25 protein-coding genes are annotated in these 26,371 nt (G+C 69.0%); 10 read left to right on the top strand and 15 right to left on the bottom strand.

All coding sequences use genetic code 11. The annotated features are described in order from the left end of the window. Window positions 1-62: 62 nt before the first annotated feature. The 3 genes from CDO52_RS14585 to CDO52_RS14595 all read right to left on the bottom strand — a co-directional run bounded on the left by CDO52_RS14585 (window position 63) and on the right by CDO52_RS14595 (window position 5,865). Window positions 63-1,499: a sensor histidine kinase gene (locus CDO52_RS14585; RefSeq protein WP_152471632.1), complete on the bottom strand. Its 1,437-nt coding sequence runs from the start codon at window positions 1,497-1,499 to the stop codon at window positions 63-65. A gap of 799 nt (window positions 1,500-2,298) precedes the next feature. After that, on the bottom strand, window positions 2,299-3,789 hold the full coding sequence (locus tag CDO52_RS14590; protein WP_017618911.1) for an ABC transporter substrate-binding protein: 1,491 nt from the start codon (window positions 3,787-3,789) through the stop codon (window positions 2,299-2,301). An 84-nt stretch (window positions 3,790-3,873) separates the two neighbouring features. After that, window positions 3,874-5,865 (bottom strand): hypothetical protein, encoded by a 1,992-nt coding sequence (locus tag CDO52_RS14595; protein ID WP_094932455.1) that lies wholly within the window; start codon window positions 5,863-5,865, stop codon window positions 3,874-3,876. 797 nt (window positions 5,866-6,662) lie between these two features. Here CDO52_RS14595 and CDO52_RS14600 point away from each other — a divergent pair. The 3 genes from CDO52_RS14600 (at window position 6,663) to CDO52_RS14610 (ending at window position 9,558) form a co-directional block, all read left to right on the top strand. Then, the gene (locus CDO52_RS14600) at window positions 6,663-7,895 is read left to right on the top strand and encodes an aminotransferase-like domain-containing protein (RefSeq protein WP_083919882.1); all 1,233 of its coding nucleotides are present in this window, start codon (window positions 6,663-6,665) and stop codon (window positions 7,893-7,895) included. 56 nt (window positions 7,896-7,951) lie between these two features. Then, the gene (locus tag CDO52_RS14605; RefSeq protein ID WP_017618914.1) at window positions 7,952-8,902 is read left to right on the top strand and encodes a D-alanine--D-alanine ligase family protein; all 951 of its coding nucleotides are present in this window, start codon (window positions 7,952-7,954) and stop codon (window positions 8,900-8,902) included. Between the two features lie 206 nt (window positions 8,903-9,108). After that, the gene (locus CDO52_RS14610) at window positions 9,109-9,558 is read left to right on the top strand and encodes a hypothetical protein (protein ID WP_017618915.1); all 450 of its coding nucleotides are present in this window, start codon (window positions 9,109-9,111) and stop codon (window positions 9,556-9,558) included. A 40-nt stretch (window positions 9,559-9,598) separates the two neighbouring features. Here CDO52_RS14610 and CDO52_RS28705 read toward each other — a convergent pair whose 3' ends face one another. The 3 genes from CDO52_RS28705 to CDO52_RS14625 all read right to left on the bottom strand — a co-directional run bounded on the left by CDO52_RS28705 (window position 9,599) and on the right by CDO52_RS14625 (window position 11,203). Then, on the bottom strand, window positions 9,599-10,039 hold the full coding sequence (locus tag CDO52_RS28705) for a BP74-related protein (protein ID WP_017618916.1): 441 nt from the start codon (window positions 10,037-10,039) through the stop codon (window positions 9,599-9,601). 80 nt (window positions 10,040-10,119) lie between these two features. Continuing rightward, window positions 10,120-10,404 (bottom strand): DUF397 domain-containing protein, encoded by a 285-nt coding sequence (locus CDO52_RS14620; protein ID WP_083919883.1) that lies wholly within the window; start codon window positions 10,402-10,404, stop codon window positions 10,120-10,122. Continuing rightward, a complete protein-coding gene (locus CDO52_RS14625; RefSeq protein ID WP_033300356.1) occupies window positions 10,391-11,203 on the bottom strand; it encodes a helix-turn-helix domain-containing protein in 813 nt (270 codons plus the stop codon). The genes CDO52_RS14620 and CDO52_RS14625 overlap by 14 nt, the downstream gene beginning before the upstream one ends. A 282-nt stretch (window positions 11,204-11,485) precedes the next feature. Between CDO52_RS14625 and CDO52_RS14630 the strand changes: the two genes are divergently transcribed. Further along, a complete protein-coding gene (locus tag CDO52_RS14630; protein ID WP_232524181.1) occupies window positions 11,486-11,725 on the top strand; it encodes a hypothetical protein in 240 nt (79 codons plus the stop codon). A 206-nt stretch (window positions 11,726-11,931) separates the two neighbouring features. On the opposite strand, the gene CDO52_RS14635 is transcribed toward CDO52_RS14630, so the two are convergent. Beyond that, entirely contained in the window at window positions 11,932-12,183 is a 252-nt protein-coding gene (locus CDO52_RS14635) for a helix-turn-helix domain-containing protein (protein ID WP_017618919.1), read from the bottom strand. Between the two features lie 98 nt (window positions 12,184-12,281). On the opposite strand from CDO52_RS14635, the gene CDO52_RS14640 reads away from it, so the two are divergent. From CDO52_RS14640 to CDO52_RS14650, 3 genes are all read left to right on the top strand, one after another. Continuing rightward, window positions 12,282-13,472 carry a saccharopine dehydrogenase family protein gene (locus tag CDO52_RS14640; protein WP_017618920.1) on the top strand — a complete coding sequence of 397 codons (1,191 nt, stop codon included), beginning with the start codon at window positions 12,282-12,284 and terminating at the stop codon, window positions 13,470-13,472. 173 nt (window positions 13,473-13,645) lie between these two features. After that, the gene (locus CDO52_RS14645; RefSeq protein ID WP_094932456.1) at window positions 13,646-16,702 is read left to right on the top strand and encodes a DEAD/DEAH box helicase family protein; all 3,057 of its coding nucleotides are present in this window, start codon (window positions 13,646-13,648) and stop codon (window positions 16,700-16,702) included. A 210-nt stretch (window positions 16,703-16,912) separates the two neighbouring features. Beyond that, complete coding sequence (locus tag CDO52_RS14650; RefSeq protein WP_017618922.1) at window positions 16,913-17,866, top strand: GNAT family N-acetyltransferase; 954 nt, start codon at window positions 16,913-16,915, stop codon at window positions 17,864-17,866. A gap of 26 nt (window positions 17,867-17,892) precedes the next feature. On the opposite strand, the gene CDO52_RS28710 is transcribed toward CDO52_RS14650, so the two are convergent. The 3 genes from CDO52_RS28710 to CDO52_RS14665 form a co-directional block, all read right to left on the bottom strand. After that, window positions 17,893-18,177, bottom strand: coding sequence for a hypothetical protein (locus CDO52_RS28710; RefSeq protein WP_017618923.1), 285 nt, complete (start codon window positions 18,175-18,177; stop codon window positions 17,893-17,895). A 266-nt stretch (window positions 18,178-18,443) separates the two neighbouring features. Continuing rightward, the gene (locus CDO52_RS27465; RefSeq protein WP_198345734.1) at window positions 18,444-18,710 is read right to left on the bottom strand and encodes a helix-turn-helix domain-containing protein; all 267 of its coding nucleotides are present in this window, start codon (window positions 18,708-18,710) and stop codon (window positions 18,444-18,446) included. Window positions 18,711-18,781: 71 nt separating this feature from the next. Next, the gene (locus tag CDO52_RS14665) at window positions 18,782-19,525 is read right to left on the bottom strand and encodes an alpha/beta hydrolase family protein (RefSeq protein WP_017618925.1); all 744 of its coding nucleotides are present in this window, start codon (window positions 19,523-19,525) and stop codon (window positions 18,782-18,784) included. 627 nt (window positions 19,526-20,152) lie between these two features. Between CDO52_RS14665 and CDO52_RS14675 the strand changes: the two genes are divergently transcribed. Next, window positions 20,153-20,458, top strand: a complete 306-nt coding sequence (locus CDO52_RS14675; protein ID WP_017618926.1) for a hypothetical protein — start codon at window positions 20,153-20,155, stop codon at window positions 20,456-20,458. 51 nt (window positions 20,459-20,509) lie between these two features. On the opposite strand, the gene CDO52_RS14680 is transcribed toward CDO52_RS14675, so the two are convergent. From CDO52_RS14680 to CDO52_RS14690, 3 genes are all read right to left on the bottom strand, one after another. Beyond that, window positions 20,510-21,019 carry an NUDIX hydrolase gene (locus CDO52_RS14680; protein WP_017618927.1) on the bottom strand — a complete coding sequence of 170 codons (510 nt, stop codon included), beginning with the start codon at window positions 21,017-21,019 and terminating at the stop codon, window positions 20,510-20,512. Window positions 21,020-21,061: 42 nt separating this feature from the next. Next, window positions 21,062-21,817, bottom strand: a complete 756-nt coding sequence (locus tag CDO52_RS14685; protein ID WP_017618928.1) for a siderophore-interacting protein — start codon at window positions 21,815-21,817, stop codon at window positions 21,062-21,064. A 114-nt stretch (window positions 21,818-21,931) separates the two neighbouring features. Next, the gene (locus CDO52_RS14690; protein WP_017618929.1) at window positions 21,932-22,675 is read right to left on the bottom strand and encodes an MFS transporter; all 744 of its coding nucleotides are present in this window, start codon (window positions 22,673-22,675) and stop codon (window positions 21,932-21,934) included. A 306-nt stretch (window positions 22,676-22,981) separates the two neighbouring features. Here CDO52_RS14690 and CDO52_RS14695 point away from each other — a divergent pair, with 306 nt between their 5' ends. Continuing rightward, window positions 22,982-23,569 (top strand): TetR/AcrR family transcriptional regulator, encoded by a 588-nt coding sequence (locus CDO52_RS14695; RefSeq protein ID WP_033300369.1) that lies wholly within the window; start codon window positions 22,982-22,984, stop codon window positions 23,567-23,569. Window positions 23,570-23,712: 143 nt separating this feature from the next. Here the strand turns inward: CDO52_RS14695 and CDO52_RS14700 are convergent, their stop codons facing one another. Then, window positions 23,713-24,816: a pyridoxal-phosphate-dependent aminotransferase family protein gene (locus CDO52_RS14700; protein ID WP_026125838.1), complete on the bottom strand. Its 1,104-nt coding sequence runs from the start codon at window positions 24,814-24,816 to the stop codon at window positions 23,713-23,715. Window positions 24,817-25,062: 246 nt separating this feature from the next. Between CDO52_RS14700 and CDO52_RS14705 the strand changes: the two genes are divergently transcribed. Beyond that, a complete protein-coding gene (locus CDO52_RS14705; RefSeq protein ID WP_017618932.1) occupies window positions 25,063-25,629 on the top strand; it encodes a GNAT family N-acetyltransferase in 567 nt (188 codons plus the stop codon). Window positions 25,630-26,063: 434 nt separating this feature from the next. Here CDO52_RS14705 and CDO52_RS27470 read toward each other — a convergent pair whose 3' ends face one another. Then, complete coding sequence (locus CDO52_RS27470) at window positions 26,064-26,288, bottom strand: hypothetical protein (RefSeq protein WP_152471638.1); 225 nt, start codon at window positions 26,286-26,288, stop codon at window positions 26,064-26,066. Between the last annotated feature and the right edge of the window lie 83 nt (window positions 26,289-26,371).

Consider the following 26,371-nt stretch of genomic DNA (forward strand, 5'->3'; position numbering starts at 1 on the left):
TTTTCTCTACTAGGGACCGGAGGGGTGGGGCATGCGCCCTGTTCACAGGTCACGGATCGTGTTCACGGATCGTTCTGGCTTGAGGCCGCCTGCTCGCCCTGGACGAAGCCGTCGAGGTCGGCGCTGATCCGCGCGGCCCTCTCCGATGAGTCCGTGGGTGTATGCGGTTCCGCACCCTCGTCCGTCGGTGGCATGTCCATCCCCTCGGCGATCCGCTGAGCGGTCTGGGAGCGGTTGGCGGTGCGGCGGGGTAGCCCGGCGGACGTGACCGGCGACCGGTCGCTGTCGCTGTGCGGGGCGTGACGACCCGTCGGCGACGCGGGGGGAGCGCTCGGCGACACCAGCGCGGGCATGGACGGCCGCGGCTCCTGCGTGGGGGCGCCGTACGGGGAGGACGCGCGCAGCAGCTCGGTCGGCACGATGACGAAGGCGCTGATGCCGCGGAACGCCCGCGACTCCAGTTGCACCTCGAAGCCGTGCTGCTGGGCGAGGAGGCTCACCACGTACAGGCCCATGTGCCGAATGACCTGCTCGTCCAGCACGGGCTTGCCGTTGAGCCGGTAGTTCAGGTCGTCGATCTGCTCCCTGGAGATGCCGATGCCCTCGTCCTCCACGGCCAGCAGGACGCGGCCGTCGGACATGCGCTGTCCGCTGATGACCACCTGGGCGTGCGCCGGCGACTTCGCCGTGGCGTTGTCCAGGAGTTCCGCGAGGAGGTGGCTGAGGTCGTCGGCGGCCGAGCCCGCCAGCGCGGTCGAGGGCAGGCGGCCCACCTGCACCCGGTCGTAGTCGCTGATCTCGGAGATGGCCGCACGAGCCACGTCGAGCAGCGGCACGGGGTCGGTGCGCGGGTCGTCGATCTCCTGCCCGGCGAGGACCAGCAGGTTCTCGCCGTTGCGGCGCATCCGGGTGGCGAGGTTGTCGATCTTGAACAACCGCTCGAGCAGGTCAGGGTCGTCGCTAGTTTCCTCCAAGTCCTCCACGACGGCCAGCAGGGAGTCGATGAGCGTGAGGTCGCGCATCGCGAGGTTGGCGAGGGTGTCGGTCATCAGTCGGGCCTGGCGCGCCGCGGCGGCGTCGATGGCCGTCTGCTCCGCTGCGGACGCGTGGTCGTACCCGGCCTGGCTGACGTGCTCGTCGAAGGCCGCGACCTGCGGGGCCGCCGGCTCCGGAATCGCCGTCTCCCGCGCGGCGCCCTGGTCGCGTCCGCCGTCGGGAGCGGACGCAGCCGGGGGAACCGCCGCTTCGGAGGGCGCCGACGGTGGGGGCGGCGCGGGGGGTGCGCCGGTTCTGGGCGCCGTGCCCTCACCGGCGGGTGTCACGGGCGGGGGCTGCGGAACGGAGGCGGAGGGGGCGGATCCCCCGAGCCACGACATGAAGCGGCGCAGCCGCCCCTTGCGGGCCGCACCCTTTCTCCTCGTCTCCTGGCGTCCCTCCTTCCCCGGCGGTTGTGTTCGGGGCTGGTCGTCGCGACCGGCCGATGACGGCACCTCTGCCACGGCGCATCTCCTCACTCAGGGCTGTCCGCTCAGAAGCGGTCCGCTGACTCACCGCTCCGTCGGCGGTATGTCGTTGTTCGACGTTCGGGCCGCGACTGACCAAACCGGTCAAAGCATCATCGCGGCGTTGGCTGGCTTTATGGGGTCACACGGTTGATTTCGGACGTAACAAATACAGAGGGCACTGAAAAGTGCCCGCCGGTGGTACGGACGACGGCATCGGTACACGCCGATGCGGGGTCTCCGTGTTGGCGGGGAAATGGCTCAGGGGGATTTCAGACACCAGGTGCGCCGAATGATCGGATACCCGGAATTCAACTACCTGGCATTCCAGCCGAAGGTGAACCGACCCGGTGGCTGACGTGTTCTCGCCGCCCCGGCTTTCAACGGCCGAGAACGATGATGCGCGCCTCCACCTGTCTGGCCGGTCCGTGCGGCGCCGACACCGAACCCGGAGGTCCTTCCCCGGTTGGGCCGGGGACGTTCGATCCCGTCACCGCAACACCTAACGTCATAGAATGCACAAATCCTCGGAGCGCGGGCGTGACCTCCGAAGAGGCCGACGACCGCGCAAAGTACCGGTCGTTCTGCACCTGCTGTTCTGCGTGGCTCAGAACAGTACCCCCGCATCAGGGGCGCGCTCAGGCGTTTCCGTATATTTCCGGGGTCGATTTGCCGGTCCGTCCGAGATTCATTCCGACGCGGCGTCATGACCAGGTATGACGATTGCGAGGGGGAGGGTGGGGGAGGAATCGCCGCGGTTACCGCGGAGCCGTAACCGCGGCCGTGCGGTGCGCGGCTATTCCGCCGGTGTGACGTAGGGGTCGCCTTCGACGGCCTTCACCTCATCGGGTCCGCGCACCTCGATGACCGGGATGACCTTGCCGCCGGGGTTGCCGTTGCCTTCCTGGGTGAAGCTCAGCGTGCCGCTCGCGCCCGGGACCGGGTGCGCGGTATGGAGGAGGAGCAGCGCGTCGTACACGTCCATCGGTCGCAGTCCCTCCCCCTCCACCGGCTGGGCGATGCGGACCGCCGAGACAGCCGTGGCCATCGCGTCGTGGTGCATGACCGCGTAGCCGTCGTCCAGGGCGTCGGAATCGCGGCCGACGAACCTCGTGTAGGCGGAGAGGAAGGCAGGGAAGTACTCGGGGGCCTCATCCGGGTTCTCCGACCAGTCCGGGTCGGTGGCCGACGCGTAGACGAGGGTGACATTGCCCTTCTTCAGCTTCTCCAGGGCCTCCTCGTCCTTCAGGATGGACAGTCCCGTCACTGAGAAGACCACGGTCAGCGGGTCGTTGCGGCAGACCCGCACAGAGAGCGAGTCGATGAACGTGTGCAGGTCCTGGGTGCGTCCGGCGTAGACGACCATGTCGGGATCGGCGGTGCAGATGTTGCGTGTGATCGCGTCGAACAGGCCGGCACGCGGGGTTTCGCCGAGCGTCGATCCGCGGAACGGCAGCGCTGGGAAGTCCTTGAACATGCCGGACAGCTCCCGCTCGTAGGCCTCGCGCAAGGTCGCGACGAAGAGGTCCGGATCGTTCGAGTCGTTGACCAGGATGGCCGACTCCAGGTCCTTCTGATCATCGATATAGGCGTCCAGCGCGTCCACGTACTGGCTGTTGCTGGGCGAGGCCCGCAACAGGCCGGGGAACCCGTTGTAGTCCAGTCCGTCGGCGGTGACGACCGCCGAGACCATGGGGATCTGCCGGTCGGAGAAGTACTGCGCCGCCTCCTCGGTGGCGGTGATGCTCACTCCCAGGCCGATCACCGCGACCAGCGGGGCTTCGTCCTCGGTCATCTCGACGAGTTCCTGCGCCACCGGTTCCCACTGCGCCTGGTGGCTGCCCTCGTTGGCCAGGTACAGCTGGGTCAGCGGCAGCTGATCGCCGAGTTCCACACCGTGGTTGGCGCGCATCTGCGCGACGTAGGCGCCCTCCAACGAGCTGCGCACCCGCCAGGTGTCCATCGGACTCTTCTCCGTCGGCGTCAGGGTGGTCAGCAGCGCCACCTTGACGGAGGGCTTGGACTGCCAGGCGACCCGGTCGTTCTCCGCCTTGATCCGCTGCTGGATCTCGTCGAACCTGCGGTCGAACACGAACGAGCCGTCGGTGACCCCGACGCACTGGCCGTCGACGAGGGAGGTGTCGGACCCCGGGCCGCCGCACATCACGGAGGGGGCCACCCACACGGCGACGCCCACCAGCAGGACGGCCGCCACAGCGATCGCGGCCCGCCGCAGCCAGGTCCGTCGGGGCGGGGGAGTGGGAGTGAAGGGGCTGGGGGCGTTCATGTTCCGCGCTGCTCCTCGGGGTTGGAAAGGTGACCACGCTGGGACTCGGGGATGCGGGGAGGGCGGTTCAGTGCGAGGGGCGGTTCACGACCACAGGTGTGCCAGCCGGTCGTGCGTTTCGGCGGCGGTGAAAAGCTCGGCCGGGCTGTGCGGGGAGCCGAGCGCCAGGGCCCGGTAGTCGGCGGCGATCTGCTCATGGAGGTGGCGGCGTTCCGGACCGGTGAACGGGTCGGCGGCGAGCCACAGAGCGGCGACGAGGCGCCGGATCTGCAGGGCGAACGGCAGGCCGTCCGCGGAGGCCGATTCCCCGTCCTCCGCGGCCTGCGCCAGCAGCGCGTGCACGTGCTCGATGGGCGCGGGCCGGTCCAACCCGACCTCGGAGCGGGGAGCGAGCGTGACGGCGGTCAGCAGCCCGTTCCACGTGCGCGCCTCCGCACCTTCCGCGGCGCCGAAAGCGGTGCCGTCCGGCGGTGGCGCCACCGCGCCCGTCGCACCGTGGCCCTTGTCGAAGCGCTCCGTCAGTTCCCCGGCGACGAACCCCAGGTCACCGACGGCCAGCGCGTAGTAGAGCAGGCCGACGAGGTCGTCCCGGCGCCGGGCCTCCGCGTGCAGCCAGCCGAAGACCTGCGACCAGTTCGTCTTGGTGTTGGGCCCGCGCCGGGCGAGCCGTCGCAGCAGCAGGCGGCGCAGCAGGGCCTCCCCGCCGGTGCCGTGGGCGAACCGCGGAGTCGGCCGCCGGAGTTCGGCGCGGTCCCGGTAGGCGGGCTGAACCAGCTGGCTCGTCTGCGCCAGCCGAAGCGCGTCATCGCCGGTGCGCGCGGCGGCGCAGGTGGTCATCGCGTGGACGAGGCCCTTGGGGACGGTGGTGTTGCCCGGGACGCCGAGAAGCTCGCGGAACAGCCGGTTCTCCTGCTGGACCGTGGGGAACGCCGGAGCGTCGTCGGAGGCACCGGCCAGGACCCGGGCCAGGCTCTGCCGGGGTGACATGCGGGCGATCGTGTCGAGCAGCAGCCGCGTGGACCCGGGGTGCCCGCTGGTGAATCCGTGGATGATCTTGGCGCTGTGCCGGTCGGTTCTGGCGCTGAGACCCGCCCGTGTGATCAGGGTGTCGGTCTCCTCCTCGGTGAGGTCGCTGAGCACGTACCGCGCCCAGTCCGGGGGACGGTCCCCGGGGCCCGGGCGGGGCCGGGCGGCCTCGACCGGGATGTTGGTGCTGATGGTGACCGTGACGTCGTCCGGCAGCGCCCACAGCAGCGGGCCGCGGCTGGTCGCCACGATGGTCAGCGCTCCGTACCGGTCGTCGATCTCGGTCGTGCGGCGCACTCGGGCGAGGTGGTCGAGGAAGCCGCGGCCGGGTTCCTCGTCGACGTTGTCCAGCAGGACCACCGGTGTCAGCAGCCAGGACGCTGAACGCCCGCCGTGGGCGAAGGCGTCGCGGAGGTCGGCGAGGAAGGCCGCGCACAGGACGTCGGCCGCCTGGTCACGGCCGCCATCGTGGTGTGGTGCGTTCCACTGCTGGTTGAGCTGCACGAGGGCGTCGATCGGATCGTCGGTGTAGCCCTGGTCGCGGTGCCCGTACCAGTCCTGGTGGCGGCCGAGGAACGGACGGCTGCTGAGGGTCCAGGAGGTCAGCGCGCCGACGGCGGTGGCGACCGGACGGCCGAATGCGCGGGTGGCGACATTTCCGGTGAGCGGCTCGACGGGGAGGGAGACGATATCGTCGGCGGTCTCGCGGAGGAGTTCTTCGATCCGGTCGAGCTTGCGGTGTTTCTTGATTTCGGCGATGACCTGTTCCCGCGCCCCGTTGCGGTCCGTGTGACTGAGGTCCAGGCGCAGCACCAATTGGCCGATGATCATGCGGGGGAAGTTCAGTCGGCCGTAGTTGGGCGTGTGGCGGCTCAATTCGAAGGCGAGGGCGGACAGGACTTTCGCCACGTCGGCCTGCGGCGTGTGCTGGAAGTCGATATAGGCGTAGGGCACTTGCTGGTGCAGGAGGCCGGCGATGTGGTCGAGTAGCGCGGACTTTCCGATGCCCTGCATACCTTCGAACACCAGGATCGGCCGTCGCGCGCCCATAGGGGACCCATCGGGCCCCGGACGGGTCATGAGATGCCGGATGACCGCGATCGCATGTTCACGCCCGACAATCCATCGGCTGTCCGGATTCACCACATCCTCATTCAGGTTGTCCGTATTCTGGAGGAATAAACGATAATATCGATTGCGTGGGTGAATGTGTGCGACCTATGCGAAATCGACATGATCAATCCATGCTCAACTTTGATGACCTGGGCGTTCAAGGCGTCGGGGTGTCCGCATCCGGTCGTCAATGGACGCGTCGCAGATCCGATGGGATGTTTGGTGGAATCGATACATCGGAGCGCTCTATTCGCAAGGAAGAGAAACAAATGTGGCGCCTGGTGTCACGCGAGGCGATTTATTGCCCGTCCATCGTGATCATCCGGAACACCCGTGCGGGGTTCTCGCAGGCCTCGGCCGGGCGCCCGCAGGGGCGGGGAAACCCGCGCGGCCCCGGTGGGAGGACTGTCGGCGCCCCCGAGGATGGGGGCCGGTGCCGCCGGGGTTGGACGGGGCCGCATACACTGATCTGTGACCACCGGGTCGTCTGAGGCCAGTGGTCACGCGGGTGCTACCGGACCCGCCGCGATGACATGCGGTGACAAACGGCGCGAATGCGAACGAACTGCAAACCAACACCGCGGTTGGCGCGTCCCACATGGCATCAACGCAACGTCGAACCCCAGCGGAGGTGGATCGTGTCCCAAGATCCCCGAGAACCCCACCGGCAGCCCTCGACACAGGGCTCGCGGATCGACCCCTACGTCGGCACCTACGCCGCACGCGCACAGGGGATGGTGGCCTCGGAGGTCCGGGCACTCTTCGCCGTCGCATCGCGTCCCGAAGTGGTCTCCCTCGCAGGCGGTATGCCCAACGTCAGCGCGCTGCCGCTGGACCGCATCGGCGAGATCGTGCAGGAGGTCGTGGCCGAGCAGGGCCCCACGGCGCTGCAGTACGGCTCCGCCCAGGGCGACGCGGTCCTGCGTGAGCAGATCTGCGAGGTGATGAGCCTCGAAGGGATCGAGGCCGACGCCGACGACGTCATCGTCACCGTCGGCTCCCAGCAGGCCCTCGACCTCGTCACCCGCGTCTTCGTCGACCCCGGTGACGTCGTGCTGTGCGAGGCGCCCACCTACGTCACCGCCATCAACACCTTCGCCGCCTTCCAGGCCGACATCCGGCACATCGCCATCGACGACGACGGCGTGATCCCGGAGGCGCTGGAGGAGACGCTGGCCCGGCTCACCGCCGAGGGGCGCACGGTCAAGTTCTTCTACACCATCCCCAACTTCCAGAACCCCGGCGGCGTCACCCTGAGCTCCGAGCGCCGCCGCCGCGTTCTGGAGATCTGCCAGCGCTACGGGCTGCTGGTGCTGGAGGACAACCCCTACGGCCTGCTGCGCTACGAGGGCGATCCCGAGCGGCCCCTGCGCGCCGACGCGCCCGACAACGTCATCTATCTCGGCTCCTTCTCCAAGACGCTCTCGCCAGGGTTCCGCATCGGATGGGCGCTGGCGCCCTCGGCGGTGCGCGCCAAGCTCGTTCTTGCCGCCGAGTCCGCGATGCTCAGCCACTCCACCTTCAACCAGATGGTCGTGGGGCGCTACCTGTCCACCCACCCGTGGCGCGAGCAGATCAAGGACTTCAACGAGATGTACCGGGAGCGCCGCGACGCCATGTTCGGCGCGCTGGACGCGCTCATGCCGGCCGGGACCACCTGGACCCGCCCCGAAGGCGGCTTCTTCGTCTGGGTCACCCTGCCCGAGGGGCTCGACGCCAAGGCCATGCTGCCGCGCGCCGTGAGCGAGCGCGTCGCCTATGTCCCGGGCACCGGGTTCTACGCCGGGGACGAGGGGCACCGCCACATGCGCCTGTCGTTCTGCTACCCGACGCCGGAGCAGATCCGCGAGGGCGTGCGGCGGCTCGTCGGTGTGATCAAGAGCGAGACGTCGCTGCGTGATACGTTCGGCAGCACGTCGGTCCCGCCCACCAGCGGCAGTGACGCACCGACGCCCGATATCCCCTGACCCGCAAGGCGCGATCCGCCGTGGTGACATCAGCAGGACAGAAGGAAGGCAGGACCGTGGCCGATCTCGACCGTGTGCTCGTACTCGCGGGTGGGATGTCGCCCGAGCACGAGGTCAGTGTGCGCTCGGGGCGACGCGTCGCCGAGGCGCTGCGCCGCCTCGACATCGAAGTTCAGGTCGCCGACGTCGACTCGGGGCTGCTCGGCATGCTCCGCAACGACCCGCCGCAGGTCGTCTTCCCGGTACTGCACGGCGCCTTGGGTGAGGACGGAGCGGTCCGGGAGATCCTGGAGCTCAGCGGCCTCCCCTATGTCGGCGCACCGCCCCAGGCGTGCCGGGTGGCGTTCGCCAAGCCGACGGCCAAGGCGCTGGTGGCCGAGCAAGGCGTGGCGGTGCCGCGGGGCGTGACCCTGCCGAAGTCGGCCTTCCACGACCTGGGCGCGCCCGCGCTGCTGGAGCGCATCGTGGCGACGCTCGGGGAGTCCCTGTTCGTCAAGCCCGACCAGGGCGGCTCGGCCTTCGGCGCGACCCCGGTCGACTCGGCCGAGGAGCTGTCGGCGGCGCTGGTGAGCTGCTTCGCCTACGGCGACACGGCCCTGATCGAGGAGCGCTTGCGCGGCACCGAGATCGCGGTCAGTGTCCTGGACACCGGCGACGGGCCGGTGGCGCTTCCGCCGGTGGAGATCGTGCCGGACGGCGGCGTGTACGACTACGCGGCGCGCTACACGGCCGGACGCACGGAGTTCTTCTGCCCGGCGCGACTCGACGAGGAGACCGTTCAGGCCGCCGCGGAGGCCGCACTGACGGCCCACCGCGCACTGGGCCTGCGCGACCTGTCGCGGACCGACCTGGTGGTGGACGACAAGGGCACGGTGCGCTTCCTGGAGGTCAACGTCGCCCCGGGGATGACCGAGACGTCCACGTTCCCGATGGCGGTCGAGGCCGCCGACCGCGACTTCGCGCTCACCTGCCGCGAACTCGCCCACCGCGCGATGCTGCGCGGCTGATCACCCGGCCTGCGAGCGCCGCAGGCGCCCCATAGCGACACAAGGGGCTGGTGGGTGGCTCATCTGAGCCACCCACCAGCCCCTTTTCGTGTGCCCGCGAACCCCATCGAAATTGCGTCTGGTCATTCGCGTACGCCGTACGGTACAGTGTACGATCTGGCGCGGGCGGACGAGTGTGCCGCGTGGCGCTTTCGGAAAGGTGGAGCATGACGTTCTCGAACCAGACGAACGGGATCGCGACCGGCTACACGCCGACGGCGGAGGATTTGCAGAGCCTCGAATCCTGGTTCGCCCACTACGACGAGCGCGCCGAGAAGTCGGACGCCGAGGGCATGGAGAACATGGGGATGTTCCCGATGAACCTGGTCAGCGACGACTCCAAGGGCAACGGTGTCGCCGCTCAGTGGACCCGCGAGCAGTACCTGCAGATGCTCACCCACGAGGTCCCGGACGGATCCGCGGACCTGAAGACGGAATCCGTGCGGACGCCGGTGTTCCTGAGCGCCCAATTGGCGGTGGTGTTCACGGAGGCCACCCTGACCATGAACGGCGAGACGATGAAGATGCACTACGCCGATGTCCTGGTGAAGTCGAACGGCGAGTGGGCCTACCAGACCATGGTCCAGAGCGGCTGGGGCGACGCCATGAAGGGCTGACCGCTCCTACTCATGACGTCGCCACGAACGGTGCGGGAGGCTAGACCTCCCGCACCAGCTCCGACGACCACGGGCACCACCGGTTGCCCGGCAGGAACGCGCCGCCGACCTCGTCCAGGTGGTCCTCCACATATTGGATGCTGGCGTCACAGACCTCGGTGGCCTGATCGAAGAATTCGACGGTCTTCGGGTCGAGGTGGTAACTCCACGGGGGGTTGTACGGGGCGGACCTCTTGATGATCACTCCCATGACGGACCGAGACTCGCCATTGGCCAGCATGTTGCGGGCTTCCTTGATCTTGGCGGCGTCGGTCAGCTTGAAAACAAACGTGTCGCCGTGGGAGTCCCTGAACTCGAAATATGCGGGCTTATGGGTTTCGGGCCGCGCGACTGAAGTGTCGGCTTGGGCAGAGGCGGCGCCGGTGAGGACGAGCACAGCGGCTGTGACCAGGACCCCGATCCTGGCAATGATGTGTTGCATGCGTTAGTGCGTCCTTTCATGAGTAGTGCTCCAGGGAATTTGCCCTGGAGCACTATTGCATCTGCGGGGGACAAAAGGGATTAGGCGAGGTCACCGCGCTTGAGGCCGTCGACGAAGGATCTCCACTCGGTCGCGCCGAACGCGAGTGCCCCGAGGTGTCGGTGCTGCGTGTCACGGACGAATGTCGTCCCGGGGGTTTCAGCGATCTCCACGCAGTTGGGATCGTTTGGGCCGCTGTAGGAGGACTTATGCCAGGCAACCTCGACGCAGTTGGGGTTGCTGGCGGCGCGGTGCGTGCTCTTGTGCCATGCAACCTCGACACAGTCTCCTGACGCCTGGGAATAGCTGCTCTTATACCAGTTCACGTGCTGTCTCCTTCACCAGGTTGACGGTGTCTTCGGGGTTGAGAGCCCATGCCTGCACTGTTGAGAAGACACGACTGAGCCGTCGGACTACATCCATGTCGTCTACCAGTGCGCCTCCCGCAGAGTGCTCGCAGTAGGCAAGAGGGGGCTTGTCCGTGAATCCGAGGAGGCGGATCGCACCGGAGAGGCCTGCATGGTTCGGTACTCCTTGAGGTAGCACCTGGAAATGTATCGTGCCGGACTCAACCAGATTCAGGAGATGGGCCAGCTGCTCCTGCATGGCCTCGATGCCTCCGACGCGGCTCCGTATGACGTCTTCCGGGATGACGACCCAGAGATCGGGCTTGTTGTTGCTGGTCAGAACGTCAAGTCGGCGACACCTGGACTTGACAAGCTTTTCGATTTGATCAGAGGAGTCGGTCGGCCGTCCGTGGGAGAAGATCGCCCGTGCGTATCCAGGAGTCTGCAGTAACCCCGGCATGACAAAAGGGTGCCAGGTCCGTATTTCCGTCGCTCGTTCCTCTGAAGTGACGACCTGTCGGTACCAGTCGGGCTGTTCAGCTGAATTCAGGCTGTCAGTCCAGCGCCGGTGTAACGCTCCGTTCGTAGTGAAAACGGATTCCAGTGCGTCCACATGATCCCGTTTTGGTGTGCGTGTCCCCCTCTCGATCGCCCCGATCATTGCGGGAGATAGAGCGACCTGCTTGGCGAGCTGAGCTTGCGAAAGCCCAGCTTGGATCCGTAACCGTCGTATCTCCCGTCCGAATCGCGCCCAAGTCGGGTTGATCTTTTCTGTCATTCATACAGCGTCGCACGGAGTGACTACACATCACCACAGACTCAGACGATCGGATACAGAAGTGTGGCTTCAATGGCAGCTCTGAGGCTGTAGCGGAATTGTGGGGGTAGGCACGACGAAGGGAGAAGAGATGAAAGTCAGGCGGCCGCTGCGGGTGCGGCCTTACATCCCCCACATGATTACCATTGCGGGGCGGGTGATCGCCTTGCGGATCACAAGTAGGCGATGGTAGCGATGATCGTCCCTCAGCCCACGTGGGTAACCCGTTCGGGCATCACGACAGTGACGCGCGGGCGAATCCAGATCATCTACGACCGGTACGCCGCTGAATGCCGCTGCTGGTCAGTCTTCTTCGACGACCGACCGGTCGCTGAGCGCGTGAGCATGGATGACGCCCACTGGTCCCTGCTCATGAACGGCGTGCCCACCATGATCGAGGCCGTTGACCTGCTCAACGCTGCCAAGGGCGACCAGAACGCGCGCCGACGCCTGAAGCGTCAGTACGACAACGGGCAGCGCTAACTGTCCATCGTCCCTCTTTCCTCTCCGACGCGCAGGTCGGAGAGGGGCCCACCGGGAGGACCACTGAGGGGTTGGTCCGTGCCCGGAACCGGGTGCCCCCGAGCGAGGGAAAGCAAAGGGGGCACCCGGCTTTATCCCAACTGGGCAGCCCCCTCCACAACGGCTTCCCGAGACTGCCGTGTGGTCAACAGCCCAAACCCGAGCCGTCAACCGACGGCACGCGCGTACCGCTGGATGGTGCTGATTCGGGGATTACCTCCGATTCGCTCCAGATCGGACACCACAGATTGTGTCGTCCCCATCCGGTCGGCGACATCGCTCTGGCTGAGTCCTCCCTGCTCGCGGAGGCTGATGAGCGCATCCATGAGGTCGGCGTGCTCGCGGGCGTCTTCTTCTGCCTGCTGCTGTCGCGGATCCTCTGGGTTTACGCCGAGGTATTCGTACAGACCTGTTCCCATGATGCTGCTCCTTGTCGGCCTAACGCCCGACTCACCGTACGGCCCGCTACCGCGATGCGGGCGCGGATCAGCAGGATCGCGCGTCGTAGACTCCTGGGATGGACCGCCCATATGACATCGTGCTCTACGGCGCCACAGGATTCAGTGGTGGCCTTACCGCCGACCAGCTCGCCGCCAACGCTCCGGACGACACGCGCTGGGCCTTGGCCGGGCGCGACCGGGCGCGGCTGGAGGCCGTCCGCGAACGCCTCGCCGGGATCAACCCGGCCTGTGTGGAGCTCGATCTGCTAATCGCCGACTCAGCTGACCCCGACTCGATGCGGGCCGTCGCCGAGTCCGCGCGGGTCGTGGCCGCCGCTGCCGGTCCCTATGCCGCTGTTGGTGAGCCCATGGTCGCCGCGTGCGCGCGGGCCGGGACCGACTACATCGACCTCACCGGAGAATCGGTCTTCGTCGACCAGATGTACGTCCGGTACCACGAGGAAGCGCTGCGCACCGGCGCCCGCCTGCTCCACGCCTGCGGTTTCGACTCCGTTCCCCATGACCTCGGGGCCTACTTCACCGTCCAGCACCTGCCCGAGGACGTTCCGATCACCATCGAAGGCTTCGTCCGCATGTCGACGACGCCCTCCGGCGGGACCTGGCACAGCCTCATCGGGATGGTCGCCGACCAGGGTGCTGCCACGCGCGCTGCGAAGGAACGGGTCGCCACGGAGCGACGCCTGTCGCGCGCCGAAGAAGGCGCGACGGAACGACGTGCCCGGGTCGAGCAGCGTCCGGTGCCGCGTACACGCCTGACCAAGGGGTGGGCGCTGCCGATGCCGACGCTGGACCCGCAGATCATCCGGCGATCGGCCGCTGTCCTCGACCGGTATGGGCCCGACTTCCGCTATGGCCAGTACATGGTGACCCGGCGCCTGGTCGGTGCGGCGGGGACGGCCGCCGGAGCGGGCGGACTGGTCGTGGCGGCCAAGATCCTCCGGGTTCGGGACTACCTGCTCGGCAAGCGCCAGCAGGGCGAGGGCCCGTCGGAGGAAGAGCGCGCCGAGGGGAACTTCGTGTTGCGCTTCCTTGGGGAAGGCGGCGGCCGCCGCGTGGTCACGGAGGTCGCGGGCGGTGACCCGTATGACGTCACGGCCGTCATCCTCTCCCAGGCCGCGCTGTGCATGGCCCACGACGATCTCCCGGAGACCTCGGGCCAGGTCACCCCGGCCGTCGCTATGGGCGACGCGCTGACCCCCCGTCTGCAACACCAGGGCATCACCTTCCGCCTCCTCAAGGAGGAGTGATCCGCGCAGAAGGGCGACAGGGCGGTACCGGCCTCCAGTGATGAGCCGACACGGCCTTACCGTGGGGGGACCTGGCATCAGGCCGGACAGTCCTCAGCCGAGTGCTCGCCCGCGGTGGGAGACATAACGAGGAGCCCCCACCCCTTCGAACAGGGGCGACATAGAGTGGACTGATGGCAGACCCCCTGGTCCCCTCCTCGCCATCCCACCCATCAGGGGACGCGCGCTGGCCCGGGGAGTTCCGTCCCTACCAGGGGGAGGCCCTGGACGAGGTCGACGCGCGGTGGGCCGACGGGCATCGGCGGACCTGGGTGGTGCTGCCGCCGGGCGCGGGCAAGACGCTCGTCGGGCTTGAGGCCGCCCGACGGCTCGGGCGGCGGACGGTCGTCTTCGCGCCCAATACCGCTATCCAAGGGCAGTGGGTCTCCCACTGGCACGCCTTCGAGCGGCCTGACGGGTGCGACGCCGGGACCGGGCGGGACCTCGGGCACCAGGTCACGGTCCTCACCTACCAGTCGCTCGCCGTCTTCGACCCCGACACCGAGACCGACGAAGAAGGGCGCGAGACCACCCCCGCCACCATGAAGGAGCGGCTGCACGCCAACGGTGCCGCGCTCGTCGATGCCCTGCACTCGGCCGGTCCCCTCACCGTCCTCCTGGATGAGTGCCACCACCTGCTGCAGGCCTGGGGGCGCCTCCTCGACGAAGTCCTCGCCGAACTCGACGACGCCTACGTCATCGGCCTGACCGGCACCCCCGCCGCCAGCCTCACCGCCTCCGAGCACGACCTCGTCGACCGGCTCTTCGGGCCGCCGATCACCGGCGCGTCCATCCCGGCGCTGGTCCGCAGCGGCTACCTGGCCCCCTTCGCCGAGCTCGCCTACGTCACCGAGCCCACGGCCGTCGAGCGCGATTACCTGGCCGAGCAGGGCTCCAGGTTCAGCGAGATGTGCACCGACCTGCTCGCCCCGGGCTTCGCCGACACCGACTTCCTCCCGTGGCTGCACGTCCGTTTCACCGAGCGCGCGACCGGCGACGGCGACAGCGGCGGCGGTGACGGCACGGTCGGTCGGCTCCCTTGGCCGCGGCTGGCCGCCCTGGAACCGGAGTTGACCGACGCGGTCCTGCGGCTGCACTACGTGGGCCTGTGCGAGCTACCCGACGGCGCCCGGCTGCTGGAGCGCCACCGCCACCCGCCGCACGCCGAGGACTGGACGGTGCTCATCGGGGACTACGCCCGGCGCTGCCTGGACGCGGGCTCGGAGCGCGACCGGGCGGCCTACGAGCGTATACGGGCCGCACTCCCGTCGGTCGGCTACCACCTCACCAAGCGCGGGATCCGTCGCGGGGCCTCGCCGGTAGACCGGGTACTCGCCCGCAGCGCCGCCAAGTCCTACGCCACGGTGGAGATCGTCGCAGCCGAGGCGGGCACGATCGGCTCTCGGATGCGTGCCTTGGTGCTGTGCGACCACGAGCACGCGGCGGCACGCGCCCCGGCGCGCCTGCGCGGGGTACTCGCCGACGACGCGGGGTCGGCGTGGTTGCAACTGGAGCTGCTGGCCGCCGACGACCGCACGGACGGGTTCGACCCGATGCTGGTCACGGGGCGCGCGGTGGCGGCCGGTCCGCACACCGCCGCCGCGTTCATCGCCTACGCGGAGGCTGAGCGGCCGGTCCTGGAGCTGAAGGCGCGCCTCGACGGGAAGCTGTGCCGCATCGAGGGCTCGTGGAACGCGCGCGACCGGGTCGAGCTGGTCACCCGGTTCTTCGAGGAGGGGCACTGCCAGGTGCTGGTGGGCACCCGCGCGCTGCTGGGGGAGGGGTGGGACGCCCGCGGGGTGAACACGGTCGTCGACGTGACGACGGCGACGACGCCCACGGCCGTCGTCCAGAGCCGCGGGCGCGCGCTGCGCCTGGACCCGTCCTGGCCGGACAAGACCGCGCACACGTGGACGGTCGTGTGCGTGACCCACAACCACCCGCGGGGCGCGGCGGACTGGGACCGCTTCGTCCGCAAGCACGAGGGGTACCTGGGGGCCGACGCCGAGGGCGAGGTGATGAGCGGCGTCGCGCACGTCGACCCGGCGTTCTCGCCGTTCGAGCCGCCTGACTCGAACGAGCTGGACGCGGTCAACGCGCGGATGCTCGTGCGCGCGGGGCGACGCGAGGAGACCCGCCGCCGGTGGCGGGTCGGGTCGGCCTACTCCGACCTCCTGCTGCCGACCCTGCGGGTGCGCCCGGATCGGCCGACCACGCCGCCGGGCGGGGAAGCGCGCGGGGACGGCGCCGCCATCGGTGCAGCCGTGGGCGCGTCCATGGACGAGGGCGCGGTGTCGACTGCGGCGGCCGTGTGCCCGGACGGGGGACCGGGACGCAGCGCGGCGCTCACAGTGGTCGGCACCGCAGCGGACGGCGGGCCGCCCGAGGCTGTCCCCGCCGCTGCGGGCGCCGTCGAACGGCCCGCCCTCCCGGACGCGGGCCGAACGCGGAAGGGCCATCTCCTGTCCTCCCCGCTGCCGTCCAGCCCCGTGGCCGGGACGTTGATGGCGATGGGCGCGCTGTCCTGGGCGGGCTCGGTCGCGGTAGCCGCGAGCGGGGTGCCAGGGATCGTCGTCCTGGCCGCCCTGGGCGTCCTCCTGGTCGCCGCGGGTGCGGCTGCGGAGGGTCGGCGTCGCCGGTCCGACCGGATCCGGGCGGCCGAATGGCTGCTCGCGATCGCCGCGCGGCCGGTCGATACCGCGCGCTACGCCTGCGCGGTCGCCGACGGCCTGCACACGGTCGGGCGCTCCTCGGCGGGGGCCGAGGGGGTGCGCGTGACCGTGGACGCCGACGGCGTGTACCGCTACACCCTCACTGGCGCCGGCCCCCAGGCGGCCGAGGACTTCGCCACCGCCTTGGACGAGGTGCTGGCCCCGCCGGTGGGCAGCCCGCGCTACATCCTGAGCCGCTACGTCATTGACGAGCCCGCCGACGACCGCGACGCCCGGGGCCGGGCGTGCGCCCTGGTCGGGGGAGAGCCCCACGCCAACCACGCGGTGTACCACGTCGTCCCGACCGTCTTCGCCCGCCGCCGGGCCGACGCCAAGGCGTTCGCCGAAGCCTGGAGCACGTGGGTCTCGGAGGGCGAACTCACCTACGCGCCCAGCGCCCGCGGTCAGGAGATCCTCGCGGCCCAATACGGCACCGACCCCACCGGCGTGACCACCGCCCGCCGCCTTTCCTGGACCTAAGTGCCGTAGCAGGCAGCGTTCGCCCTGGAGGCCGTGACACGCGTCGGTCGATGTCCGCAGTCGGCCCGCGTAATCGAGGGACATGGCGGCCCGGCCTTCGGCTCCGCCGCCGCGACGATGCGCTTCGCGTGTCGTGCTGTTGACCGCCGCGATCGACGGCTCCGGAAAACCCTTCGACAGCTTTGCGGAGTCCTGACACCGTGGCGCACTATGGCGAACCTCGAGCTTGTGACCGCCGCGGACGTGCAGCTCATGCAGGGTCTGGCGCAGCGTGTCACCGCCACCCGCCCCGAGCTGGTGAACAGCGACGCCACGTTGGGCGAGCTGGCCTGGAACTGGGGCAAGGGGCACGCCAGCGACGGCGCGAGCTGGCCGCGTCGGCTGTGGTTCTCTGGCGGGGATCTGGTGGCGTGGAGCTGGGCCTGTCTTCCGCACCGGGTGAGGCGGAGCGACGGGTCGGTGAAGGACGTCACCGGTGCCTATCTGGCGTATCAGGTCCATCCCGGCCACGCCGGGCTGGTTGACGAGGTGATCGACTGGTACGACGGTACGGCGGCGGACATCGAGCGTACGGTGATGCCGAGCGCCGCCGATGAGTTCGCGCTGGAGCGATGGACGGCGCACGGCTATGAGACCGACCCGGCCTCGCTCGGCGACGCCGGGTACTGGACCCAGCTCAACGAGCGGGACCTCACCGACGTGGAGGAGCCGGTACTGCCGGACGGATTCCGGTTCCGCACCGCCGAGGAGGCCGGGCCCAAGGCCGCGGTCCAGGCCCATCTGGACGCCTGGGCTCCCTCGACCTACACGGCTGAGAGCTACCAGGGCGTCCGGCAGACGGCGACGTATCGCGGCGACCTGCACATCCTGGTAGAGGCGCCGGACGGAACGATGGCATCCTCCACGATCATGTGGCTCGACGAAGCGAACCAGACCGCTGAGTTCGAGCCGGTCGGGACACATCCGGACTACCGGCGTCGGGGGCTGGCAAGAGCGATGCTTCTACACGGGATGCACCTGGCGCGGGCGGCCGGGGCCACTCATATGACGGTCGCCTGCCTGGGTGCACCGGGGCATCCCAAAGCGCGCGAGCTGTTCCACAGCGTCGGGTTCCGGGAGTTGGCGCGCGACGCGCCGCTCATCAAGACCCCGACCGCGGGCTGAGGGCTGGTCGTTCGGGTCGTCGCTGGTCAAGCCACGCTGGCTCGGGCGACGACCTGACGTAGAGGGGTGTCGTCGGCGTGGCGGTTTCGCCAGATGATGTAGCGGCGGACCACGCTGCCTGGCCTGTTGTGGCTGCGGTGGTCGGTGCCGTCCAGCGCGACGTAGCGCAGGGCGGTGAACTGGGCCTCGACGCGGTTCAACCAGGGGCTGTTGGTCGGGGTGGAGGCGAACTCGACGTTGTTGCCCGCGGCCCAGTCGCCGACCTGGGTGTCCTTCTTCGTGGTCGGGTGCGGGGACAAGTTGTCGAGCACGATCGCGATCCGGATCTCGGGGCGGGTAGCGGCTGCGCAGGTAGCGGCAGAACTCCGGGAACCTCGTGTGGTTCGTCTACGGCTTGATGTGGGCGTAGAGCTTGTCGTTGCCGAGGTCGTGGGCGGCGAACGGGTGCCGGACTCCGTGCGGTCGGGTGTAGATGTCCCGCCGACGGGGCCTGGGCTCCCGGTCGGAGGCCGTGTGCCGTCCGCTGCGCTCGGCCCGCTGCCGCCCCGGGTGGGGCTTGAGGTTCAGCGGACCGAACTCATTCAGGCAGAAGATGGCCCCAGGCTCCCCGTCCTCTGGGTATGACTGCGCCGTCGGCGTTGACGTTGTGGATCACGTCGCGAACCCGGTCCGGGCTGGTGAACGTCACCTCGGCGATCTTCGCTGCGGGCATCTTCTGCGCGGAGAGCATCACCATATGGGCACGCCGCCAGGTCACCACCGACCCGCTGCCCCTCCGGACGATCCGCAGCAGCCTGCGGCCCTCGTCATTGTCGATCTTCCGAACCTGAACCCTGTCGGCCACGTCGGCCAGCGTGCGCTGAACGCGCTGATCGGGCGCGGAACCCGATCAGCGCGTCGCGGACGACAGGGGTATCAGCTCAGGTGCCGAGTGAAGAACCGCAGCGAGCTGTCGAGTTCGAACATCGGGACCTCCGCGTGCTTGCCGGGGTTGGCGTGCAGCGTCTTCTCGGCTGAGGCGAAGAGGTCGAACAGCGCCAGACTCGCCGCCCGCGGCACCCGCTCGTCGTCCCATTGCACCAGGAACTCCACCGGGACGGTGATCTGTGCGGCGGCCTCGGCAGAGGTCTCCGCCCCGTTCAGGCCCAGCACCGCCGCGCGGATGCGGGGCTCGGCTGCGATGAACGGAATGCCGAGTCCGCAGCCCAACGACATCCCCCAGTAGCCCACCGGGTAGGCGCCGACGTGGTCCAGTTCCTGGACCGCGTCCAAGACCGCCCGCCATTCCGGGACGCTCTGGTTGGCGAGGAGGGTGTGGAATTCGGCGAGCACCGGAGCCACGTCCCCGCCGGTCTGCATGCGGTTCCGCATCTCGCCGATGAGCCGGTTGTGTTCCTTGGTTCGCGGCCGGTCGCCATGGGCGGGCGCGTCGATGGCCGCCACCGCGAAGCCGCACTCGGCCGCGAAGCGGCGGGCACGCGCCACGATGCCGGGGGCCTTCTTGTGCTGGCCGCCGCCGTGTCCCATCAGGATCAGAGGGCGGGTACCGGCGGTGCCGTCCGGAGTCCACAGCACGCCGGGGATCTCACCCAAGGTGAAGGGGAGAGTGAAGAGCTGTTCGATGACGCCGTCGGACGACGTCTGGGAGGTGAAGCGCAATTGCGTTTCAAGCCTTTCGGGATGCCTTCTACGGGCACTCCCTAGCCCATGCAGGGGAGGGAGCCCCGACCTGTCACAGCGTTGATCGGTCTCACCTCCTCAGTTCGCAGCAGCACTTGGCGACGCTGAACGTACCACAACCGGCTTCACCTGTCCGCGATCTCGCCGGGGCGAACACTGTCTGACGCAGCACTAGATCGTTAATGGGAGGCCCCCGATGCGCTGTGGCGCCTCGCGGGTGACGGTGAACCGCGTATCGGCGGTAGCGATTGACCCACTTCGACGCACACGCCCTCGGGACTCCCATCCCGGTCGCGACGTGCGCAATCGGTCGGGTACGGCACCGCTCGACAAGCCGCTGTCGTCCTCAACGCTGACCGGGCGTTGGCTTGGGTCACGACTGAAATCAGCTGACTACGCCGTCAGACGGGTCATCAACGTCCTGCCCCGCAACACCTAGCAGATTGGCGGGATGATTCTGCCGGGTGACCAGGTGGTCGGGGTATTCAGGCCATACCGGGATATGGGCAGGCGGATAAGGGGGATTGTGTCGCTGTCCCGGTAGGCGGAGCGTGCGCTGTGCTGAAAAGTGGCCGATTGGCCACCACAGTCAGCGTTTGGAGCGAAGTGAAGCGTTACGCAGCCGTCCTCGTCATCGCCGCACTCATCCTGGGTGGCGTGGCGTCCCCCGCCCATGCCGCCAAGGGCACCTTCTCCTACACGGTCGGTTTTCACGAGCCCAACCTCGTCAACCCGCAGAACTACATGTGCCACAAGCTCGCCGAGACTCTTCCCGCCCGCCTGCTGACCAACCACACCGATGCCCGTGCGCTGGTCTTCGACGAGTCCGATTGCCATACGTTCGTGTCCGCCCTGGAGCCCGGCGAGACCGGTTCTCCAGTGATGACGGGGCGCAGCGTGGCGTTCCTCTAGTGGTCACATGACACGGCCGGGCGGAGCGGAGTCCGGACAAGGGGAGCATGTTCAGTCGAGGGCGGGGCCAGCAGTGGGGGACATGACGGGGAGCCCCCACCTGGCCTCGGCGATGCGTCGTGCGCACTCGGCCTGGCCCTCGGTGGAAGGCCCCCAGTTCAGGCCGTCCAGGACCGCGTCGAACGATGCGAGGATCCGTCCGTGGATACGCCCGTTGTCCGGGTCCGGGCGGCGGGGGAGGAGCTCGGTGATGCGCGCGACCATCCGCAACTGGGCATGCGAACGGTGGTTCGGGTGGAGGACTTCCTGGTATCCGAGGTACACGGGGTCGGCGATCCGCACCTGCACCTCCTCATCGACCTCGCGAACGAGGGTGGCGACGCGGTCGGAGTCGTAGAGCTCGGGGGTGCCGCCGGGAAGGCCCCAGTGGCCATCGTCGATCCTGGCCATCACGCGCCCGTGGCCGTCGACGAGCCATCCATAGACCTGGGTGATCTCCATACCGTCGGGAACCGCGGCGTCGGCGTACCAGCGGTAGCTGTCCTGAGACGGATACGTCATGGGGCACAACCCTAAGGGCCTCAGTGCGCCGCATGATGAGGGTCATCCGCCGGACCGGCCCTCGATCCAGTAGAACTGGGTGAAGTGGCGGGAGCGGTCGAGCCCCAGGTCCCCGCGCAGGACGGGGCGCAGCGTCTTGATCAGTTTCCTTTCCCCGGCGGCCCACGCGTACAGGCCGTCCATCGGGCGGGTCGACGCACGCACGGCGTCGGCCAGTGCGGCACCGCGCTCCGGGCTGGGGGCGACCCACTGCCAGTCGGTCTGGGCGTCGGAGCCGTTCCGGACGGTGCGCGGGAGGTCCGCGGTGTCGTCGTGGCCGTCCTCGATCACCACTTGTACCGGGATGTCGGACGGGATCGCGTCAAGCCAGCTGTTGATGGCGGGCAGTGCGGTGATGTCGCCGGCCAGCAGCACCTGTCCGGTGTCGGGGGGAAGGGCGATCTTCGCCGGGGTGAGCGCGACTTCCAGGACGTCCCCGACGGCGGCCTGTTTCGCCCAGTCGCCCGCGGGGCCGGCGGTGGTGTGCAGGACGAAGTCCAGCGCGAAGGTTCCTTCGTCGGGCCGGACGTCGACGAGGGTGTAGCCGCGCTGGCTGACGTAGGTGTCGCCTCTGGCGGGGTTGGGCACCCACAGCCGCAGCCATAGCGTCGGGAACACGTCCAGATCGCTGACGAAGTCCGGCGCGGAGAAGGTGATCCGCCGATACCAGGGCGTGAAGTCGCGTACTGCGGTCACGGTGACGGGGTGGTTGGTCACGCCCATGACGCGCAGCACTCCGCGCTGCCAGTTCGCTGCCATCAGCGGCTCCTTTGCTCGTTTCCGGTCGCTGCGAGCCGGGCGGCGTTTCCGATGGTCCGTGCGTGCGCTCGAACCGCACGCACGGAAGCCATTGGTCAATTAGGTGAGCCTATCCTAATTTTTCGTCAAGTGGGGCGGTCGTAGTCGTATCGGTCGGCGCAGGGGGAACGGTCTGAGGGACGTCGGCGGGCGAGAGGGCTGAGGGCCAGCCCCACGGCGACCGACACCGTCGGGGTCGGCGACGATCACGGCGCCGCCGAAAGCGCCGCCGAGAGCTGCCCCGACGTATACCGAGCTGCTGTGGACCGCCAACGCCTGCGTCGCGACGCGCTCGCCCGCGCGGACGAGCATCAGGGCTTGCAGGCTGGGCGGTACCGCCCACGCAGAGGCGGACCAGCAGGCCAGCAGTGCTGCTGCGAGGGCGACCGGTACCGGTTTGAGTATCCAGAGCATTGCGAAGGCGGTCATCGCCGCGCAGAACAGCGCCCCGGCGGCGACGAACGCGCGCATGGGGCCCAGGCGGTCGACCAGTCGCCCGGCGGCCCGCGTGCCCAGGACACCGACGATCCCCGAGAGCGCCAGCAGACCGGCCAGCAGGAGGGAGCCGAGGCCGAGCAGGCCGCCGAACGCGAACGTCGCCTCCCGTCCCAGGGAGGCTCCGATCCGGGTCCCGGCCGGGACGCCGATGAGGATGGCGCCGGTCAGCCCCGTCATGACCGTGGCCAGGTACCGACCCTTGCGTTCGGTGGGAGCTTCGGTGCTGGCCGCCGCCAGGGCTGTCGGCAGGACGACGGCGGCTGACAGCGCCGCGACGACCCGCAGGGCCATGAGCAGGCCGTAGTCGTCGACGAGCAGCACGGCGAAGTTCGCGGCGGCGAAAGCCGTGAGGGCGCAGAACAGCGCCGACCGGCGCGGTGAGGGCGTAGATCAGGGAGTAGGCGGTCACGAGCTGCCCGGCCGCGGCCTCCGATACGCCGACGTCAGAGGCGATGGCGGGGCGAACGCCGATGATGATGAAGTCGTCGGTCTGGACCGCGAACGCGGCGAGCGTCACCGCGGCGAGCCACATAGGGGGTTGCTGGAGAGTTCTTCGCGTGCGGTAAGGGTAACAAATGTTTCCCTTGTGAGTGTGCCAGAGTTGAGGACCGGGAGGTGACGCGCCACATGCCCAGAACCGCCGACCCCCGGCGCCGCCTTGAGGTCGTCGACGGCGTGATCGAACAGCTCGCGCGTACGGGTATCTCCGACTTCTCGCTGCGCACGCTCGCGCAGGGGCTCGGACACAGCACCCGCGTCCTGACCCACCACTTCGCCGACAAGAAGGCCCTGCTGGAGGCGGTCCTGCAGCGGTTGGACCAGCGCCAGCACGAGGAGCTGCGCTCCACACCGGGCTGGGACGACCCCTCCGTGCCCGTGGGCTCCATCGTCCGAGCCGCCTGGAAACGCAACCTCGGGCCCGACGAACTGGCCATGACCCGGCTCATCCGCGAGATCGAGGGCTTGGCCGCCGCCGGGCGCCTCCCCCTGCACGTCCCGGGCTTCGTCCGCGGGCGCGCCGACTTCGTCGCCTCCTGCCTGGTCACCCGAGGCCTGAGCCGCGACGACGCCATCACCAAGGCGACCGTGCTCAACGCCGCTTTCGGCAGCCTCGAAGGGGACTACCTCATCACCGGCGACGAGGAACGGGTCGAGCGCGCCCTCGACGCCCTGTGCTCCTGGATCGACGCCTGCGTGGCCGCCGGGCAGAGTTGAGAGACGGCCACAGCCGCCGGGTTCACCAGGACGTGTTTCTACGGCGTACCGTCCTGGCCTGCGACCCATGAGACGACGAGAGGGCGCGCCGATCTCGGCGCGCCCTCTCCGTGTCGCTCGTGCCGCTCTCGCGGTAGGCCCGCCTAGTGCTCCAGCACCCGCCGCAGGGCGGCCAGTACCAGTTCGGCGCGGTCGAGGCGGGCGTTGTGGCCCATCAACCCGATCCTCCAGATCGAGGAGGCGAGTTCGCCCACGCCTGCCCCGATCTCGATGTCGTATTCGTTCAGCAGGCGTTCGCGGACCTTGGCCGAGTCCACGCCCTCCGGGACACGAACCGACGTCAGCTGGGGGAGGCGGTGGCCTTCCCTGGCGAACAGCTCCAGGCCCATCTCCTGCAGGCCCTCCTGGAGGCGGGTACCCGCCGCGCGGTGCCGATCGGTGATGGCGTCCAGCCCCTCGGCCTGGATGCGCTCGAGCGCGGCGTCCAGCGAGGCGATCATCGCGGTCGGGGCCGTGTGGTGATAGACGCGGCCGCCGCTGCCCGGGGTGCCGTGGACATAGGCGCCCAGCAGGCTGAGGTCCAGATACCAGACCGGAGGAACCTCCACCCGGCGCTCCCAGGCACGCTCGGAGAAGGTGAAGGGGGCGAGACCGGGCGCGACGCCGAGGCACTTCTGCGTTCCGGAGTAGGCGATGTCCACGCCCCACTCGTCGATGGCGACCGGGATACCGGCCAGTGAGGTGACGCAGTCGGCCAGCAGCAGCGTCTCCGGCGACCGCGCCCGAAGGGCCGCGCCCAAAGCCGCGATGTCGCTCTCGACACCGGTGGAGGTCTCGGCGTGTACCGCCGCGACGATCGCCGGAGCGGGGTGCGCGGCCAGCACACGCTCGACGTCGACCGGTTCGCCCCACGTGTGGTCGATACGGATGACCTCGGCACCGTAGCGGGAGGCGACCTCGCACATGCGGACGCCGAACACGCCGTTGACCGCGACCACGACGACATCGCCGGGCCGGACGGTGTTGGCGAAGGCGGCCTCCATGCCGATCGAACCGGTCCCCGACAGCGGGAGCGTCACCGGGTTGGTCGTACCCCATGTCGCGCGCAGGCGGTCGCACGTCCGGTCCAAGAGCTTGATGAACTCCGGATCCAGGTGCCCCAGCAGGGGTGCGGCCAGCCCGGCCGTCGCCTCGGGGTAGGGATTGCTCGGTCCAGGTCCCAGGAGGATGCGCTCGCTCAAAGCCATGCGGATCACTCTAAAGGCGGCCGGCTTTCCGCTGATCACCGCCCCTGTCTTCACGGGAAGGACGAGGCACCGAGCGGAGAGTGACCGCGTCTGAACTGGGGTGGTAGCAGGACGTATCGTGCATTCTGACCGTTTGAGGAATGGGCGGACCGCAGCGACAGTGGTGGAGGGTGACGCGTGGACACATCGCGCAGCGGGCAGAGCGGGCCGTGCGCAACCCGCGAGAGGGACCGGAGCACCAGGGGAGTGGTCGATGGCCGTCCGGGCGGGGCGCCCGACGGGATCACGGTGCGCCCCGTTCTGATCACCGACCCCCTGGCCGCGCCCATGATCGCCGAACTCACCGCCGAATACTGCCGCCGCTACGGCGAGGAGAACGGCCGCAACGAGATGAACTCCATCCCCGACTCCGACTTCGCCCCTCCCCACGGCGGCGTCCTGCTCCTGGAGGAAGACGGCGAGATCATCGCCGGTGGGGCGTTCCGCCGCTGGGAGCACGACCTGCCGGGAGCCAGGGCCACCAGTGCCGGAACGGGCGCAACGGTCGAGTTCAAACGCGTGTGGACCGCCAGCGCCCACCGGCGCCGCGGCCTTGCCCGCCGCGTCATGGCCGAGCTGGAGGCGGCGGCCCGGCGCACCGGATACCGCACCGCGTTCCTCATCACCGGCCCGGCCCAGCCCGAAGCGATCGCGCTCTACACCCGACTCGGCTACACGCGGCTCGACCCCGCCGACACCCCGGGCGTCATCTACCCCGACTGCGTCCCGTTCATCAGGTCGCTGGTGGAGGACGGCGAAGAGGCTGCCCCGTAACCCGACAGGGGCACAAAGTGTCCTGGTTGTTGGGGTCAGTGCCCGAGGCCGCTCAGGTAGAGGACCTACAGCGCCGCGTAGGGGACGAGCAGCAGGGCGGTCGCGCCCAGCCGGGACAGAAGTCGACCGGGTCTCCTTCGAGGATGCCTCCGGCTTGGGCCGGGGAGGAATCGAACCCCTGCGTAGCAGGGCAAGTACGGGGTTTCGCCCCTAGGGCGAAAGACCGCCCACGTGATCGGGTAATCGGCTAAGGTGTACCGCGTGCGTTGCGAGAACCAAGCGCGTACACCGTGCTGGTCGAGAACCAAGACGGCACAGAACCACCCAGCTTTGCCGTACCAAACCGGGCAGGTTCCGTCCCGGCTGGTGGTGAGGGAGTAGGACCTTTCAGGTCGCTGGCCTGCGGGGCTTCCTGAGCCAGGAATCCCCCTGCTTTAGCCGGGGGAGGGTTCAAAATTCGTCGGCCGGGCGGCGAGGTCGCCCGGACGGCAGTCCATCGGCAGATACTCGGTGAGCAGCCACTGGGCGCTGTACAACGGGACGAGTGCGAAGACGCCGAGCAGCAGGTTGAGCACCACGGAGGCCACCAGCGTCCATCGTGGACGGCCCCCGTTCCCCGCCGTCCGGTCGGGTGCCTGGGCGGTGGGGTCCGTTGCCATACTGGGGCCGCTCCGATTCTGTGCCTCGGTCGAGGGTGATGACCGGACATCGTACGCAGAGCCGCTTCCACTCGTTCAAGCGG

The organism is Nocardiopsis gilva YIM 90087, from assembly GCF_002263495.1.
Classification (GTDB): domain Bacteria; phylum Actinomycetota; class Actinomycetes; order Streptosporangiales; family Streptosporangiaceae; genus Nocardiopsis_C; species Nocardiopsis_C gilva.

Coding starts and splice junctions, on each gene's coding strand:
- CDO52_RS14685 (WP_017618928.1), bottom strand. CDS start 21,817: ATGGCAGCGAACTGGCAGCGCGGAGTGCTGCGCGTCATGGGCGTGACC.
- CDO52_RS14700 (WP_026125838.1), bottom strand. CDS start 24,816: ATGGCTTTGAGCGAGCGCATCCTCCTGGGACCTGGACCGAGCAATCCC.
- CDO52_RS14610 (WP_017618915.1), top strand. CDS start 9,109: ATGACGTTCTCGAACCAGACGAACGGGATCGCGACCGGCTACACGCCG.
- CDO52_RS14695 (WP_033300369.1), top strand. CDS start 22,982: ATGCCCAGAACCGCCGACCCCCGGCGCCGCCTTGAGGTCGTCGACGGC.
- CDO52_RS27470 (WP_152471638.1), bottom strand. CDS start 26,288: ATGGCAACGGACCCCACCGCCCAGGCACCCGACCGGACGGCGGGGAAC.
- CDO52_RS14600 (WP_083919882.1), top strand. CDS start 6,663: ATGGTGGCCTCGGAGGTCCGGGCACTCTTCGCCGTCGCATCGCGTCCC.
- CDO52_RS14640 (WP_017618920.1), top strand. CDS start 12,282: ATGGACCGCCCATATGACATCGTGCTCTACGGCGCCACAGGATTCAGT.
- CDO52_RS14625 (WP_033300356.1), bottom strand. CDS start 11,203: ATGACAGAAAAGATCAACCCGACTTGGGCGCGATTCGGACGGGAGATA.
- CDO52_RS14595 (WP_094932455.1), bottom strand. CDS start 5,865: ATGGGCGCGCGACGGCCGATCCTGGTGTTCGAAGGTATGCAGGGCATC.
- CDO52_RS14635 (WP_017618919.1), bottom strand. CDS start 12,183: ATGGGAACAGGTCTGTACGAATACCTCGGCGTAAACCCAGAGGATCCG.
- CDO52_RS14680 (WP_017618927.1), bottom strand. CDS start 21,019: ATGACGTATCCGTCTCAGGACAGCTACCGCTGGTACGCCGACGCCGCG.
- CDO52_RS14650 (WP_017618922.1), top strand. CDS start 16,913: ATGGCGAACCTCGAGCTTGTGACCGCCGCGGACGTGCAGCTCATGCAG.
- CDO52_RS28705 (WP_017618916.1), bottom strand. CDS start 10,039: ATGCAACACATCATTGCCAGGATCGGGGTCCTGGTCACAGCCGCTGTG.
- CDO52_RS14590 (WP_017618911.1), bottom strand. CDS start 3,789: ATGAACGCCCCCAGCCCCTTCACTCCCACTCCCCCGCCCCGACGGACC.
- CDO52_RS14645 (WP_094932456.1), top strand. CDS start 13,646: ATGGCAGACCCCCTGGTCCCCTCCTCGCCATCCCACCCATCAGGGGAC.